The following is a 13,608-nucleotide window of genomic DNA, read 5'->3' as shown; positions in this document are numbered from 1 at the left end:
TCCCAAATTTAACTATATTTTACATCTAAAAGCGAACAAATGGCAAGCATCAAGGGAAAAACGATTTGGATTACCGGTGCCTCTTCGGGCATTGGCAGAAGTTTAGCAATTGAACTAAGTAAATGGCCTTGTAACCTTATTCTATCCTCACGGAAAAAGATAGAATTGGAATCCGTAAAGGAAGTGTGCGGGGGGTCCGGAAATATTTCCATTTTACCCTTGGACCTAAAGGATCATGACCAAATGACCAGGATTACCGAAAAAGCCACTTCCTTTTATGGCAAGGTGGATATTTTGGTCAACAATGCGGGCATTAGCCAACGATCGTTGATCAAGGACACGGATATGTCGGTTTACAAACAACTCATCGATGTTGATTATTTGGGAACCGTGGCCCTGTCCAAAGCAATCCTTCCCCATTTTTTAGGCCAAAAATCAGGTCATTATGTTACCGTTACCAGTTTGATGGGCAAATTTGGCTCTCCATACAGATCGGGCTATTGTGGGGCCAAACACGCCCTGCACGGCTTTTTTGATGTGATGCGAATGGAGCATGAAAAAGACGGGGTAAAAGTTACTTTGGTTTGCCCTGGGTTTGTACGCACCAATGTTGCCAAAAATGCATTAACAGCCGATGGAACACCACAGAAAATGGATGATACTGCAACTCAAAATGGTATTTCCCCTGAATTGGCCGCACAAAAAATAATCAGGTCCGTTGAAAATGAGAGCTTTGAAGTGAATATTGGAGGAAAGGAAATCAGTGGTGCGTACTTAAAGCGGTTCTTTCCAAAACTACTGCACAAAGTGGTCCTTAAAAGTCAGGTGAGATAATTTAACTGAAATTGAACCAGAACCTGACCCCTTCGTTCTGTTTATCTATATTGAGTTTAGATTGAAGCTGGTTTACCAATCTATTGATAAGGCGAATACCCATAGAGGAATGGCTTCTTTCTTCCGTATCCTCAGGTAGACCTACCCCGTTATCGGAATACTCAAAATAGCCTTGGTCCCCATTCTTACTAAGGTGGATGTAAATCTTTCCATTCTCGTCATTTTCAGGGAATGCGTATTTGAAGGAATTGGAAACCAATTCGTTCAAGATCAATCCGAAAGGAATGGCCCTATCAATGTCCAGCTCGGTTCCTTCCGCATCAATGGTAATGCTTATGTTGTGACCTCCTTTTTTGTACACGGACTGTACACTATTGATCAAACTTTCAATATAGCCCTGCATCTCGATTACCGAAAGGTCATCATTCTGATATAATTTTTGATGGATCAAGGCCATGGCCTTTACTCTGCTCTTCCCTTCTTCCAATGCCTCAATGGCAGCTTTACTTCTTGTATTTTTGGTCTGAAGGCTCAACAAGCTGGACACCATCTGAAGGTTGTTCTTCACCCTATGGTGAATTTCTTTTAACAGGGAATCCTTTTCAATCAAGGCATTCTCTATGATATGCTTTTGTTCAGCGATCAGTCGTTGGTTCTTTATACTCTTCATATAAGCATACACCAACCCTGCAAAACCCAATAAAGTGAATATCAACGAAATGATGACCAGATTTATCTGCTCTTCCTTGGCTTTCATTTCACTGCGGGCTTGAGCGTTTATCTGCTTTTGTTCATTAATGATACGCAAGCTGTTCTGCATTTCTTCATTGCCAACAACGGTAACCAATTGTTGTTTGATGAGTGCAGCTTCCTTTTGGGACATGGAGTCATTGATTCTTTCGTTACGCTTATAATAGATGGCTGCGTTCCTATAGTTCTCGATTCTATCGTAGTAAGCCGCGAGCAGGCTGTTACGCTTTATGGTCTGTAAAACGGTGACGTGGTCGAATTCAGCATCCAAATTTTTTTTGGCCTCGGCAAAGCGCTCCAATTTCAGGTTGGCATCCGCCAGAAATAGCGTATTGTCCACCACTTCACTTTGGTCACTGTTTCTTGGCGAGGTCTTTAAAACCTCAATACTGTTCAGCAGTAAAGGTATAGCCTCTTCATAATCCCCTAGCTGAACATTACATTTACCAATATTGCCTTCAATTTCGGCCTTCAAAAGGTCGCTTTCAAAAATATCCGCTTCACTTTTTTGCGTAGAAATGTCATTCAGGTAAACATCCAAATAGGCTTTTGCCTTTTTCAACTCACTTAGGGCCGTGGGTGCCGAATTGTCAAGTCTAAGGTAATTTCCCACCTTACTATGATACTTAGCCAAGCCATAGGAATCGTTGTCGGCAATGGTAGGCTTAACATCCATGATGTATTTGTTGCGTGCCTCTGTATACAGCCCAAGATTGCTGTAGATGTCGTAAAACGCCACATTATCGGTTAGACCCAGTTCACGCTTTCGCTTACGGATTTCTATTTGTTTATCGAACAATTGGAGATTGGCATAGTTGTCATCCAACATTTCCAATAAAATCTTTTTTGATTCAAAGTCCAAGGAGTCATTGGAAAGGTACATTTCCTTGGCCAAGGCGGTACTCTTGTCATATTCACCGAGGTCATTATAAACCTGCGCCTCCATGATTCTGTACATTTTGGAAGCCAGTGAATCATTGGTTTTTTCCGCATTGGCAAGATAAATCTTAATGGTGTCCAACCAATCATAGGCAGAATTGAGGTTGTACCGGTTAATGGAATTGAAGAAGACATTGAACCGACCAGATGGGGCACTGGCATCCTGGAATTCCTTTAACACACTCCTATCATCATCGGTTGTTACCTGAGCCGAAGCGGTGTAGAGAAAAACAAAAGATATAGTGGTGAATATAAGTCTTACGTAACGTCCCATTAATTTTCTTGATACAGGAACGCCTTTATATTGAAACGTACCCATAAGATTTAGTGCCCATTTTTCCTTTACAGCCCCAATAAATGGACAATTTCAAAGACGCTAAGCAGCCGCTGAAAACCAAGTATGGGGTATATAAAGAACGTCAGTTTGATCCCAAAATTAAATTCCAGGCATTAGACTTGCCCAGTATTGTTGTGAAAACATCGTATTCTGTTGTGAAAACGACTTCGATGTATGTCAATGCGCATTATATCGATGTTTTGTGCATTTCATGGACAAGACCAATCAATATGGAGCTTGCGCAAATCAAAAAAGGCCTTGCCAAATGAACAAGACCCTTTTACGAGAACACTATATGAAAATGAAAAAATTACTTTCTGATTAATAACATGGTAAAAGTAAATTTCACGTCTTGGCCAATGAAATTATTGTTGCGAAGTAGCCAGTTGTTGTGGTCATCTTAACGATTTATGAATTTTATTCCATGAACAGTTACCAATAAACGGTTAACAATGTTCCATTAGATAAGGCTATTAATCTGGATATTTGATAAGGTCCGCTTTGCTCGAAATGACCAAAAGGTATCCACAAAGCATTTGTGGTATTCGAATAAACTGGAAAACCCTGTTAATTGAGATTCTTCAAAAAGCCCAGATCAACAACCAGTGTCATTAGAGTAATTCGTGTCTGACTATATTAAAAAGAAATTGGAATTCTTGGATGTGTCCGGAAACACAAATAGCATAAGTAAAAAATCAAAAAAGGCCTTGCCAAATGAACAAGACCCTTTTACGAGAACACTATATGAAAATGAAAAAATTACTTTCTTAATTATTAACACTGCTAAAGTAACGCTGACTTACCAGGGGACGAAAATTATGTTGTGAACGCCCAGAAAGTTGTGGTAATTTTCCTTTTCAAATGTTGTGTCATAAAAAAAGCGCCCTATTAAGGACGCTTCATATCATTTTATGGGTAATCCCCTTAACTGTTCATGGACGAAAGAATAAAATCCTTGAAATCCTTAGAGATTGGGATCAAGTTATTGTTGATTACAATATCCTTGGAATTGATGGCATCTATATGGTCTACATTTACAATGTATGACTTGTGCGCCCTGTAAAATTTATTCTGCGGTAATTTTTCCAGATAATCCTTTAACGGGGAACGTACCAAAAACTTCTTATCGACTGTATTGACCTCCAAGTACACGTTGTCTGCCTTTATAAAATGGATATCCTTGAACTGGATCCTGTAGTAAAGGTGTTGTTTCTTCACGAAAATGGAGTCCTTGAGAACGGAATTGGAGGTGAAACTCTCACCGGCATCTTCAAACTCTTTGCTGTTTTCTTTTCTTGAATAATTAAAATTAGAAAGTGCAATTTCAATGGAAGTGTACAAATCCTGTTGTTCAAAAGGCTTGACCAGGTAGCCATCTGGCTTTACAGTCTTGGCATTCTCAACTGTGGCACGATCCGAGTTAGAGGTCACAAATATAAATGGGATGTTATAGTTGTCCCTGATATGTTTGCCCAAATCGATACCCGTCTTGTCCGAAGCCAAGATAATATCGATCAAAACCAAATCAACATGGTTGTTCTTCAATACCTCCACGGCCTGTTCGTACACAATGACATTATCTACAATCTCATACCCTATTTCCTCGAGCATGGATTGCATGTCATCTGCAATGATGACATTGTCCTCTACGATTAGAATTCTGATTGGATGTTCCAAGTTCCTTTAAGTTTATTTGGTTGTTAATCAAATTTACAAAAAAATATTGACTGCCGTAAAGAAGAGTATGGCAAGAAAAAAGGTGCCAAGTGCCAACTTTTTGAGTTCCCCATCCAACTTCACCGGTTCACGGGTCATCATCACTTTTCTCAAGTGAATCAATATAGGCACAAAAGCCAACATAAAAAAGCTATGGCTCCAGTGCATGCCCACTACCACAATATAAATCAAAAAACACAGCAATGCCGTTAAAATCAAAAAGAAATGATAACGTTTTCCATTTTCATAACCCATTTTAACGACCAAAGTGATTTTTCCATGTTTTTTATCGGACACTACATCCCGCAAATTATTTAGGTTCAACACCCCAACACATAATGATCCAATAGCTACTGCGGGCAGAAATGATGTGGCTTCCAAGCTTTTGGTAAATAAAAACATACTTCCCAGAACCCCTAACAAGCCAAAGAACAGAAACACGAACAAATCTCCCAACCCCCTATAACCATATGGATTGGAACCCATGGTATACTTTAGTGCAGCCCAAATGCTCAACACTCCAAGAACCGTAAACAGGATGATATATGATAAGTTTTCCAATCCGAAAGCCTTATAAACGAGAACCAAGGCCAAAACCAGGGAAACGGCGATGGAAACTATGATGCCTTTTTTAAGCGAATCTTTTGTGAGCAGACCACTTTGTAGTACCCTGGTAGGCCCTATTCGGTCTTCATTATCCGTTCCCTTTACTCCATCCCCATAATCATTGGCAAAATTGGAGGTCACCTGAAAACCGATGGTTGTCAACAAGGCCAAAACAAATATGGAAAGTTCAAAAGCACCTTGTTTGGTGGCCATTGCGGCCCCAGTAATAATTCCCGCCAAGGAAAGAGGTAATGTTCGTAATCGTGCGGCCTGTATCCAGGTCTTTGTATTTCCCAAGTTTAAAAAGGATCTTCTATTTTTATTCTTTTGCCGTCTTGGTAAGAGGCCACAAATGCATCCTTGAAGCCCATTTGTACTAATTGTTTCCTAAAGGTTTGAGCTTCTTGCAATGTCTCAAAATTACCCAGCGAATAGGCATAAAAGGGGTTGGTTTTTACAAAAAGTGTGTTGGTCAAGGCTTCGGAGGCCAGGGTAACGTTGTTGTCCACAAATGATTTAACCTGAACGGAGTAAATCTTTTCCTTGTTCAAAAACTCTTTGGCCAAATAGAACTCCTTTACCAAGCTAAGTTCTTCGTTTTGGGATTTAAGGTTGTCAATCCTAGCCTTGATCACTTCTAGACTGTCAATGGAAACCAATACATTGCTTTGGTTTTCATATGACTGCTTACTTGTAAGCCCTGCAGTAAAGGATGTTATGGCCAAAGTACCGATGACAAAGAGCCCCACAAAACCCATAAGAATGTTCCTTTGCAGCTTCAACCTGCGTAAATCTTTGTTCTTATACTTAATCTGATCCAGTAATCTTTCGTTGATAATCTGGGCCTTATCTATATCCTTATGAAGGTCCAACAAATCACTTTCTTCAATAAAAGGCATGTTGTCAAGGGGTTATGGGTTAATACTACCTGAATGCGTGTTAAAAAAAATGTTAAAACGCCTCTTTACAAATGTAAAGTTTTTACCTAAAGAAAAAAACCCAATAGTATGAAAATAATGTACTTAAAGAACAAAAATGGTGCTTTTTTTAATCATGCCTCACAACAATCGAATACCCTCTTCCTCAATTACGATCTTGCGTTGGCGGTACAAAATCCCTACTCCTTTTTTAAACGCCTTTTTGCTCAAGTGAAGTTGACTCTGAATCTCTTCCGGTGTAGACTTGTCATGCAAGGGCAAAAAACCATTGTTTTCTGTAAGTTTATCAAGGATCATCTTTGCGGTGGGTTCCAACATCTTGGCTCCGATAGGCTGCAGGGATATATCAATTTTATGGTCCTCCCTTACCTTTTTTACAAATCCTTGGAGATGATCCCCTAGGGAAATGGGTTTAAAAATATCACTGTCAAAAATGAGTCCTTTGTATTTGTTATCCACAATAACTTCCCACCCTAGCGGTGTTTTGCGAAAGACCAAAAGATCCACTACGGCGTTCGGCTGATAATCCGGTTTTTGATTGACCAAAAACCTATCCACCTTGCTGGATCCGGTAAGTCGTAAACTTTCCTCATCTAGGTAACAATATACCAAATATTGCTTTCCTTCTTCCATACGCTGGGCCTGTTCCCTAAAGGGAACGAGCAAGTGCTTTTCAAGGCCCCAATCCAAAAAGGCGCCATAGGCACTGACTTCCGCCACCTTCAAGTAGGCAAAACCATCCCTTACAATATAGGGCGTAAGCGTAGTGGCCACAGGGCGTTCGCTGTTGTCCAAATAACAAAATACTGTTATATCGGTATCGATCTTAATATCTTCTGGTACATACTTGTTGGGCAAAAGAATTTCTGTTCCCTCTTCGTCTTGTAAAAAAAGTCCAACACTGGTGGATCTTTCTATTCTTAGTGTATTATAGTCCCCAAGTCTTATCATCTACAGTTACCTTTTAAATTCTGTGTTATTTGCCTTTAAATACTTTGGCAAACCTATAACATCTAAAGGAAAGATAGAGCAATGGACGCGAATTAAAAACAAATACCAAAGTTCTATTTGTAAGGGAGTTGTAGCTAGGTGTTTTGGGGAAATACCTCATCGGATAGGATTCTTTCAGACTAAACCCGATCAAACCCTCCTTTAAACGGGAATATGGGAAATTAGATCTAATATAGCGTATGATCGAAACAAAGACATATCTTTCCTTTTTGACGTTGAGGGTGTAAAGGCACTTTGCATTTTTCGGGTCTCCTTCCTTTTCTATTGATGTAATCAAATCGTTCAGTTTTTTAACGGCATAATCCAGATCACCCAAATGGACCGTTAGATGTTCCGCCGAGCGATTTCTTGTAATGGAATTAGGGGATAGTAAATATCGATGTACATCGTAAGGAAGATGAGCTATCCTCTTCGCTCTTGAAAACAAGGTTGGAGTAATGTAGGAGTCCTGCACGTATCTCCTATCATAATGTCTAACTTTTGTAGACAAGAAAAAGTCCTTCTTTGTAAAATACCACCAAACCTCGGGTTTATAATTATTGGTCGCCAAGTATTCCCTTCCCGTGATGACAATTACTGGAGCTTCCGATTCAATATTTTCTGAAAGGGACGCTTTTCCATCCATTACTTTTTTACTCCTGAAACCCAATATATCAAGGTCATGTGCTAAAGCAATATCTATTAGTTTTCCCAAGGTATTACTTGCCACATAATCATCGGCATCCAAAAAATAAACGTATCTGCCCGTTGAAATGTCAAAACCAATGTTCCTGGCACCTCCAAGTCCCTTGTTTTCCTGATTTATCAAATTGATATTGCCAAACTGTTTGGCAATATCTTCCACAATTTCTTTGGTAGCATCCGTTGAGCCATCATTAACAACTATAACCTCATATCTTTCCTTTGGTAATTTCTGGTTCAAAATACTCGACAGACAATTTTCTATATAAGCCTCCGAATTATAGGCAGGTATGATTATGCTTAAATCCATTTGTGATTGTTAAAAACCGGTAATCTCATCAATTTTTGCATTGGTAAAGAATATAATGGGTTAAATCGCAAAAAATCAGGCTGAAAGAAAACAAATGAACCTTTTTGAAACAAAAAAGCTGCCCAAATTGGACAGCTCTTTAAACGGCATTGTAATCTTAATTATAAACCGATTCTTTACCAAAGTGCTTGGTCAGCATATAGTAGATGACCGCCCTGTGTTTGTTTTTTTCAGATTGTCCGTATTTGGAAATAACCAGGCTGATACCTTCCATTAACGCCGGGCCATCCGCGAGTCCCAGTTTTTTGATCAAGAAATTGTTCTTTACGGTACTAAGTTCCTTTTCATCCGATCCAGATACCTTGGAAGCATCCAGGTTGTATATTGCAGGGCCTAGGCCAATGGCCACCTTGGTCAACAGGTCCATATTGGGTGTCTCCCCAAATTTGGATTTGATGTCCTCGGCATATTTTTCGATCAACTCGTCTCTTTTGCTCATGATTGATTAGTGTTTTTAAGGATTCATAGCTTAGCCTCTAAGATATAAAATCAAAGTAGCCAAGCAAAATTTTATTGTTCAGTTCGCGCGGGGTAATGATCTCTAAAATCTTCGGTTTTGCCGATGCTTCATAAAAACTTTCCATGTTTTGCAGGACTTCAGTTTCGTTTTCTGCCTTATCATATCCAAAACCGTACATCATCGCCAAATGCTCAGCCGTTAGTGAGTGATGCGTTTCAAAATAGGCGGCGAATTCCTTGGTATCCTCTTTGCCAGGTAAAATCCTAAAAATACCCCCTCCCCCATTATTGATCAAGATGATCCTGAAATCTGGTCTTATATACTGGTTCCATAACGCATTACTGTCATAGAAAAAACTAAGGTCTCCCGTAATCAAAAGGGTAGGTTCAGGACAATGTACCGAGGCTCCAACGGCGGTGGACGAACTTCCATCAATACCACTCGTGCCACGATTGCAAAATACCTTGAGGGATTCGTGCATGGGAAACAACTGGGCATATCTAACCGTTGAACTGTTCGCCAAATGCACCTGATACCCTTTGGGTATGGTCTTTATCAACCTATCAAACACAAGAAAATCTGAAAATGGAATTTGCCCCAGATATGTTTCCCTCTTTGCTTCATATTTGGATTTTATACCTTCCCAAAAAGTCTTGTATTCGCTGGCTTGGGTTGAAGATATTCCCAACTGATTGAAAAATGCATTCGGACTTTGTTTGACATGTTCCGTTAGGCAATAAAACGTGTTGTACGCTTTTTTGGGGTCAATGTGCCAATGATGCTTAGGCTTGTATTTTCGCAGAAATGCCTTGATTTTTTTGGAAACGATCAACCCTCCAAAAGTGACCAATAATTCCGGTTGCAACATTTTGAAGAGCTCATCACTATTCTTAGCTTTTTCAATGGGAGCGATGATGCTGTCGATACTCGAAAAAAAATCCGGGTGGTGAAGATTGGAAGTCGTTTCGGTAAACACCAAGGTATTGCCATCATTGGCCAGCTTTTCCATGATACCTACTTCCATGGAGCCCGGCTGGGCCACTCCTACCAATATCATTTTCCGTGGGCTCTCTTTCCATATTTTGGACAAAGCCGACAAATCCTGGCCATCTAGAATGTCCGAAGTTTCAAACCGCACCTTTTCAATTGTTACTGATGGTGTTTGCACCTTTCCGTACAGGGGCTCTTCAAAAGGAATGTTGATATGTACCGGGGCCTTTTGTTTAAAGGCAGTTTCCAACGCTTTGTTTATTTCAGTTTCGTTGAAACGTTGAACTATCCCTTGGCTTTCTTTCAAAAGATTTGAACCATAGTTAGAGATCTTGTCCGCAGCATGGGTAAGATCTTGTTTTAAATTGGCCGCATAGCCGATATGCCTATCCAAAACATGCTCTTGACGAATGGTCTGTCCATCCCCGATATCAATTCGGTAGCCGGGACGGTCAGCGGACACCACGATCAAGGGAATATCACTGTAAAAAGCCTCAGCCACAGCCGGATAATAATTCAAAAGTGCACTGCCCGAAGTACAGACCACGGCAACAGGTTCTTGTAACTGTTGGGCCATTCCCAATGCAAAAAACGCCGCACAACGCTCATCCACTATACTATAACAACGGAAATATGGATTCTTCGTGAAACTGATGGTCAATGGAGCGTTCCGAGATCCTGGGGAAATCACAATATGTTTAACACCCTTGGATTTAAAATACAAAACCAAGGTTTGGGCAGAGGGAATATCTGAGTACATCATGGACTACAAAAATACATCTGAAAAGTGTATTGCCCTAAGTTATGCACAACATATTACAGGATGCGGAGCATGGTCTTGCTTTTGTTCTGGGTCTCTATCCATTCTTTTTCGGGATCCGAACCGGCAGTAATCCCTCCACCTACGAAAATGGCGACCGAATCACCCTTGATTTCCATACATCTTAGGTTCACAAAAAGTGAAGTCTCACCATCCCTAGGCATGTTTAATTCCCCTAAAAATCCAGTATAAAAAGTGCGCCTGTACTTTTCATTTTGAAGGATGAATTCCTGTGCGGCTTTCGTAGGTATGCCGCATACCGCAGGCGTTGGATGCAAGGATTCAATGATATTCAATAGGCTGGTTTCTGAACGTGGAACTCCTTTTACCCCTGATCGCAAGTGCCACAGATTGCCGGCCCTTACGGATTCCGCCTGTCCTATTTTCAGGTCTTCCATCAGGTTGCCCAAGGAATTTCTAATATGGTCCGATACCATTTGTTGTTCTTCAATTTCTTTTGCGCCCCATTTGGGCTCCACGTTTTCTTCAAAGGGCAATGTACCGGCCAATGACATGGTGTTCAACTTTCCTTCCTTGATTTTGACCAAGGTTTCTGGAGTGGCTCCACACCAGGTGCCTACTTTGGGATGATGAAAAAGATAGCAAAAGGCGTTCGAGTAATTGCCCAATAAATCCTTGAAAATTGCAATCGGTGATTTGGATATTTTCGCTTCCAATTTTCGGGAGAGAACCACTTTTTTCAGGTGTCCAACTTGGATTTCTTCTATCCCTTTTTCTACCAAAAGGATGTGTTCTTCCTTGCCAAACCCGGATACTTCAAGTTCCTTTGTGTTCAATTTTACCTGATTTGTAAGTTTGGATCGGTAACATTCGTCCGGGCGTATCAAAACAACACCTTCTTCCAACGAAAAAGGAGCAAAAACAAAACCGATTTCTAAAAAATCCTTCGTGGTATAAAGCTCATTATTGGATTGAAAAATGGCAGTTACTACTTCTTCATTGGGTTTTCTATACATGGCACATGGCCGTTCATTTTCCAAACTAGACCCAATTCTTTCAAAAATATATTGGGAATCCTTATTTTCTGGGTAGTGCAATGGTGGTCAATTTACAGTTGGAAATGAGGTCGCCAGCCTCATTGGTAATCTTTATTTCCCAAAGTTGGGTGGTTCTACCTTTGTGCAACATGGAGGCCCTAGCGTAAACATACCCCTCCCTTATGGATTTGACATGGTTGGCGGCTATTTCAATACCTCGGACAAAAAATTCCTTTCCATCCAAGAAAATATAGGAAGCCGCACTGCCCACACTTTCGGCCAAAGCTACAGAGGCTCCTCCATGCAGAACGCCATCGGGTTGGTGCACCCTGGGTGTTACGGGCATTCGGGCCAAGAGAAAATTTTCACCCACATCTATGTAGGTTATGTCTAGCGTTTCCATTAAGGTTCCCTTGCAAATTTGGTTGCAGACGGCCAGAATTTTCTCTTTGTGCTCGTTCATTCTCTTATTTTTTGTAAAATTACATAAAGCTTTGGCAATAACTAATCAACCCCCGTGATTATGCCCCACATTGAAAGGTCGGTGACTTACACCACTGAAAACACGTATATAACGCTCAATGAAATTACACCTAAGACCAAAAACATCTGGCTGACGTTCCACGGCATTGGTTATTTGAGCCGCTATTTTGTAAAGTATTTTGAAAGTTTGGATCCGGATGAAAATTACATTGTGGCTCCTCAAGCACCTTCCAAGTATTATCTCAAAAATGAATATAAATATGTAGGTGCCAGTTGGCTTACCAAAGAAAATACGGCAGCGGAAATTGAGAATTTGATCAATTACCTCGATGCCGTGTTAGATTCTGAAAAATTCCCTAATAATCTAAACCTTAACTTGTTCGGATTTTCCCAAGGCGTTTCGGTTTTGACCCGCTGGTTGGTCCGGAAAAAATTGACCTGTAATCTGGTAGTGCTCTACGCTGGCGGAATTCCAAACGAATTGACCGAGAAGGATTTTGCCTTTATGGATTTTGACCAAACCAAAATCAAGATCATTTATGGGGATAAGGATAAATTTTTAACCCCCGACAGACTTGAAACCGAACATCGGAAAATTGAGAATTTGTTTCGCGGACATGCTGAAATCATCACTTTCAAGGGCGGTCATGAGGTGAAGCCAAAAATTATCCAAAAATTGATGCGTGAATTTACCAAGTTGGGAGCTTAACGCTTCTTGTCGGTCTTTTCCTTCTGGGTTTCTTCTTCAGGATAGTATTTGATAACCCTGGTAGTATAGGTGTTATCCGGGGTGATGATTTTTTTGGTCCAGTTCTTTGGGGTATGTCCATCAAATTGAAAGATATACTCATCCACTGCCTCGGTATTCAGAGTTTTGGTAATTACCTTTTGTAATATTCCATCCTTGTATTGGTAGAACAATTTCTTCTGAGATACGAATTCCTTCTCGCCAACATCATATAAAAAATCTTCCTGGGTCAATAATTTACCTTCGAGGCCGTACACTTCTTCCACCGCAGTATTGGGTTCTCCGTCCAAATACTCCTTGGTCAACACAACTTTTTGGTTGCCTTTGGGGCCTTTTCTCTCCGAGGTCCTGACCGACTTTTCCAAAACGCCATTGGTAAAAGTACTTACTGTCAATTCGTTCTTAAAAGGGGTATACTCCAATGTAGTTTCGTCTACTCCGTCAATATTGGAGGAAATGATGCGGACCAGTTTCCCGTCATTATCATATTGGTATTCCTCTTTTTCCAAAAACTGTTTGTCGTAAGAAACAATTTTTTCTACCACCCTTCGTGTTGGAACAGTATCCACGGTATAAAAGTTGGCCATGGAAGTGGATTCGTCCAGCACATTGTTCTTGTAACTTTCCATCCGCTTTTCCAACAATTCCCCATTGCTGTATTTATAATCGGTAATGTCCTGATCGGATTCGTTGTATTGGGTAATGGTCTTGATTAAGATCCCTTCCTCGTTGAACTCGAAATATTCACGGCCGTAATCCGTGATCACCAAACACGATTTCACCTTGCCCTTAAGATCAAAGTCCTCAACTCTAAATATTTGAACCTCTTGGGACCAAATACCTAAAACGTGAACAAATGAGAAAAATAAAAGGGTGGTGTAGTGTTTCTTCATACTGTAAAATTACTTCTTAATACGGCAACTAAAA

Annotated in this window: 14 protein-coding genes; 3 read left to right on the top strand and 11 right to left on the bottom strand. The window is 40.4% G+C overall.

Going from position 1 to position 13,608, the window contains the following annotated elements; genetic code table 11:
• The first annotated feature begins 39 nt into the window (after window positions 1–39).
• On the top strand, window positions 40–834 hold the full coding sequence (locus GTK07_RS05380; protein ID WP_163633801.1) for an SDR family oxidoreductase: 795 nt from the start codon (window positions 40–42) through the stop codon (window positions 832–834).
• A gap of 1 nt (window position 835) precedes the next feature.
• On the opposite strand, the gene GTK07_RS05375 is transcribed toward GTK07_RS05380, so the two are convergent.
• Window positions 836–2,842: a sensor histidine kinase gene (locus tag GTK07_RS05375; protein ID WP_235932443.1), complete on the bottom strand. Its 2,007-nt coding sequence runs from the start codon at window positions 2,840–2,842 to the stop codon at window positions 836–838.
• A 38-nt stretch (window positions 2,843–2,880) separates the two neighbouring features.
• Between GTK07_RS05375 and GTK07_RS05370 the strand changes: the two genes are divergently transcribed.
• A complete protein-coding gene (locus GTK07_RS05370) occupies window positions 2,881–3,129 on the top strand; it encodes a hypothetical protein (RefSeq protein WP_163633799.1) in 249 nt (82 codons plus the stop codon).
• 655 nt (window positions 3,130–3,784) lie between these two features.
• Here the strand turns inward: GTK07_RS05370 and GTK07_RS05365 are convergent.
• From GTK07_RS05365 to GTK07_RS05325, 9 genes are all read right to left on the bottom strand, one after another.
• Window positions 3,785–4,537 (bottom strand): LytR/AlgR family response regulator transcription factor, encoded by a 753-nt coding sequence (locus GTK07_RS05365; protein WP_163633797.1) that lies wholly within the window; start codon window positions 4,535–4,537, stop codon window positions 3,785–3,787.
• A 33-nt stretch (window positions 4,538–4,570) separates the two neighbouring features.
• Window positions 4,571–5,479 carry a 1,4-dihydroxy-2-naphthoate octaprenyltransferase gene (gene menA, locus GTK07_RS05360; RefSeq protein ID WP_163633795.1) on the bottom strand — a complete coding sequence of 303 codons (909 nt, stop codon included), beginning with the start codon at window positions 5,477–5,479 and terminating at the stop codon, window positions 4,571–4,573.
• 2 nt (window positions 5,480–5,481) lie between these two features.
• Window positions 5,482–6,081: an SPOR domain-containing protein gene (locus GTK07_RS05355; protein ID WP_163633793.1), complete on the bottom strand. Its 600-nt coding sequence runs from the start codon at window positions 6,079–6,081 to the stop codon at window positions 5,482–5,484.
• Between the two features lie 159 nt (window positions 6,082–6,240).
• Window positions 6,241–7,071 (bottom strand): CvfB family protein, encoded by an 831-nt coding sequence (locus GTK07_RS05350; protein ID WP_163633791.1) that lies wholly within the window; start codon window positions 7,069–7,071, stop codon window positions 6,241–6,243.
• A 25-nt stretch (window positions 7,072–7,096) separates the two neighbouring features.
• The gene (locus GTK07_RS05345) at window positions 7,097–8,122 is read right to left on the bottom strand and encodes a glycosyltransferase family 2 protein (RefSeq protein ID WP_163633788.1); all 1,026 of its coding nucleotides are present in this window, start codon (window positions 8,120–8,122) and stop codon (window positions 7,097–7,099) included.
• 157 nt (window positions 8,123–8,279) lie between these two features.
• The gene (locus GTK07_RS05340) at window positions 8,280–8,621 is read right to left on the bottom strand and encodes a DUF2853 family protein (protein ID WP_163633786.1); all 342 of its coding nucleotides are present in this window, start codon (window positions 8,619–8,621) and stop codon (window positions 8,280–8,282) included.
• Between the two features lie 37 nt (window positions 8,622–8,658).
• Window positions 8,659–10,395 (bottom strand): 2-succinyl-5-enolpyruvyl-6-hydroxy-3-cyclohexene-1-carboxylic-acid synthase, encoded by a 1,737-nt coding sequence (gene menD, locus GTK07_RS05335; protein WP_163633784.1) that lies wholly within the window; start codon window positions 10,393–10,395, stop codon window positions 8,659–8,661.
• A 53-nt stretch (window positions 10,396–10,448) separates the two neighbouring features.
• Complete coding sequence (locus GTK07_RS05330; RefSeq protein WP_235932442.1) at window positions 10,449–11,510, bottom strand: chorismate-binding protein; 1,062 nt, start codon at window positions 11,508–11,510, stop codon at window positions 10,449–10,451.
• On the bottom strand, window positions 11,491–11,913 hold the full coding sequence (locus GTK07_RS05325; RefSeq protein ID WP_163633782.1) for a PaaI family thioesterase: 423 nt from the start codon (window positions 11,911–11,913) through the stop codon (window positions 11,491–11,493). The genes GTK07_RS05330 and GTK07_RS05325 overlap by 20 nt, the downstream gene beginning before the upstream one ends.
• A 60-nt stretch (window positions 11,914–11,973) precedes the next feature.
• Here GTK07_RS05325 and GTK07_RS05320 point away from each other — a divergent pair, with 60 nt between their 5' ends.
• Window positions 11,974–12,642 (top strand): alpha/beta hydrolase, encoded by a 669-nt coding sequence (locus tag GTK07_RS05320; RefSeq protein WP_163633780.1) that lies wholly within the window; start codon window positions 11,974–11,976, stop codon window positions 12,640–12,642.
• Here the strand turns inward: GTK07_RS05320 and GTK07_RS05315 are convergent.
• Window positions 12,639–13,574: a hypothetical protein gene (locus tag GTK07_RS05315; RefSeq protein WP_163633778.1), complete on the bottom strand. Its 936-nt coding sequence runs from the start codon at window positions 13,572–13,574 to the stop codon at window positions 12,639–12,641. The two genes, GTK07_RS05320 and GTK07_RS05315, sit on opposite strands and share 4 nt — an antisense overlap.
• Window positions 13,575–13,608 lie beyond the last annotated feature (34 nt).

The sequence above is a fragment of the Flagellimonas sediminis genome (assembly GCF_010500845.1).
In the GTDB taxonomy this organism is placed as follows: domain Bacteria; phylum Bacteroidota; class Bacteroidia; order Flavobacteriales; family Flavobacteriaceae; genus Flagellimonas; species Flagellimonas sediminis.
Note: the sequence above shows the minus strand (reverse complement) of the source record. Positions and strands in the feature narration are given on the sequence as shown.

What these genes read in the sequence shown, in the direction of transcription:
- GTK07_RS05380 (WP_163633801.1), top strand. Translation starts at nt 40, where the DNA reads ATGGCAAGCATCAAGGGAAAAACGATTTGGATTACCGGTGCCTCTTCG.
- GTK07_RS05375 (WP_235932443.1), bottom strand. Translation starts at nt 2,842, where the DNA reads ATGGGTACGTTTCAATATAAAGGCGTTCCTGTATCAAGAAAATTAATG.
- GTK07_RS05370 (WP_163633799.1), top strand. Translation starts at nt 2,881, where the DNA reads ATGGACAATTTCAAAGACGCTAAGCAGCCGCTGAAAACCAAGTATGGG.
- GTK07_RS05355 (WP_163633793.1), bottom strand. Translation starts at nt 6,081, where the DNA reads ATGCCTTTTATTGAAGAAAGTGATTTGTTGGACCTTCATAAGGATATA.
- GTK07_RS05350 (WP_163633791.1), bottom strand. Translation starts at nt 7,071, where the DNA reads ATGATAAGACTTGGGGACTATAATACACTAAGAATAGAAAGATCCACC.
- GTK07_RS05345 (WP_163633788.1), bottom strand. Translation starts at nt 8,122, where the DNA reads ATGGATTTAAGCATAATCATACCTGCCTATAATTCGGAGGCTTATATA.
- GTK07_RS05340 (WP_163633786.1), bottom strand. Translation starts at nt 8,621, where the DNA reads ATGAGCAAAAGAGACGAGTTGATCGAAAAATATGCCGAGGACATCAAA.
- menD (WP_163633784.1), bottom strand. Translation starts at nt 10,395, where the DNA reads ATGATGTACTCAGATATTCCCTCTGCCCAAACCTTGGTTTTGTATTTT.
- GTK07_RS05325 (WP_163633782.1), bottom strand. Translation starts at nt 11,913, where the DNA reads ATGAACGAGCACAAAGAGAAAATTCTGGCCGTCTGCAACCAAATTTGC.
- GTK07_RS05320 (WP_163633780.1), top strand. Translation starts at nt 11,974, where the DNA reads ATGCCCCACATTGAAAGGTCGGTGACTTACACCACTGAAAACACGTAT.
- GTK07_RS05315 (WP_163633778.1), bottom strand. Translation starts at nt 13,574, where the DNA reads ATGAAGAAACACTACACCACCCTTTTATTTTTCTCATTTGTTCACGTT.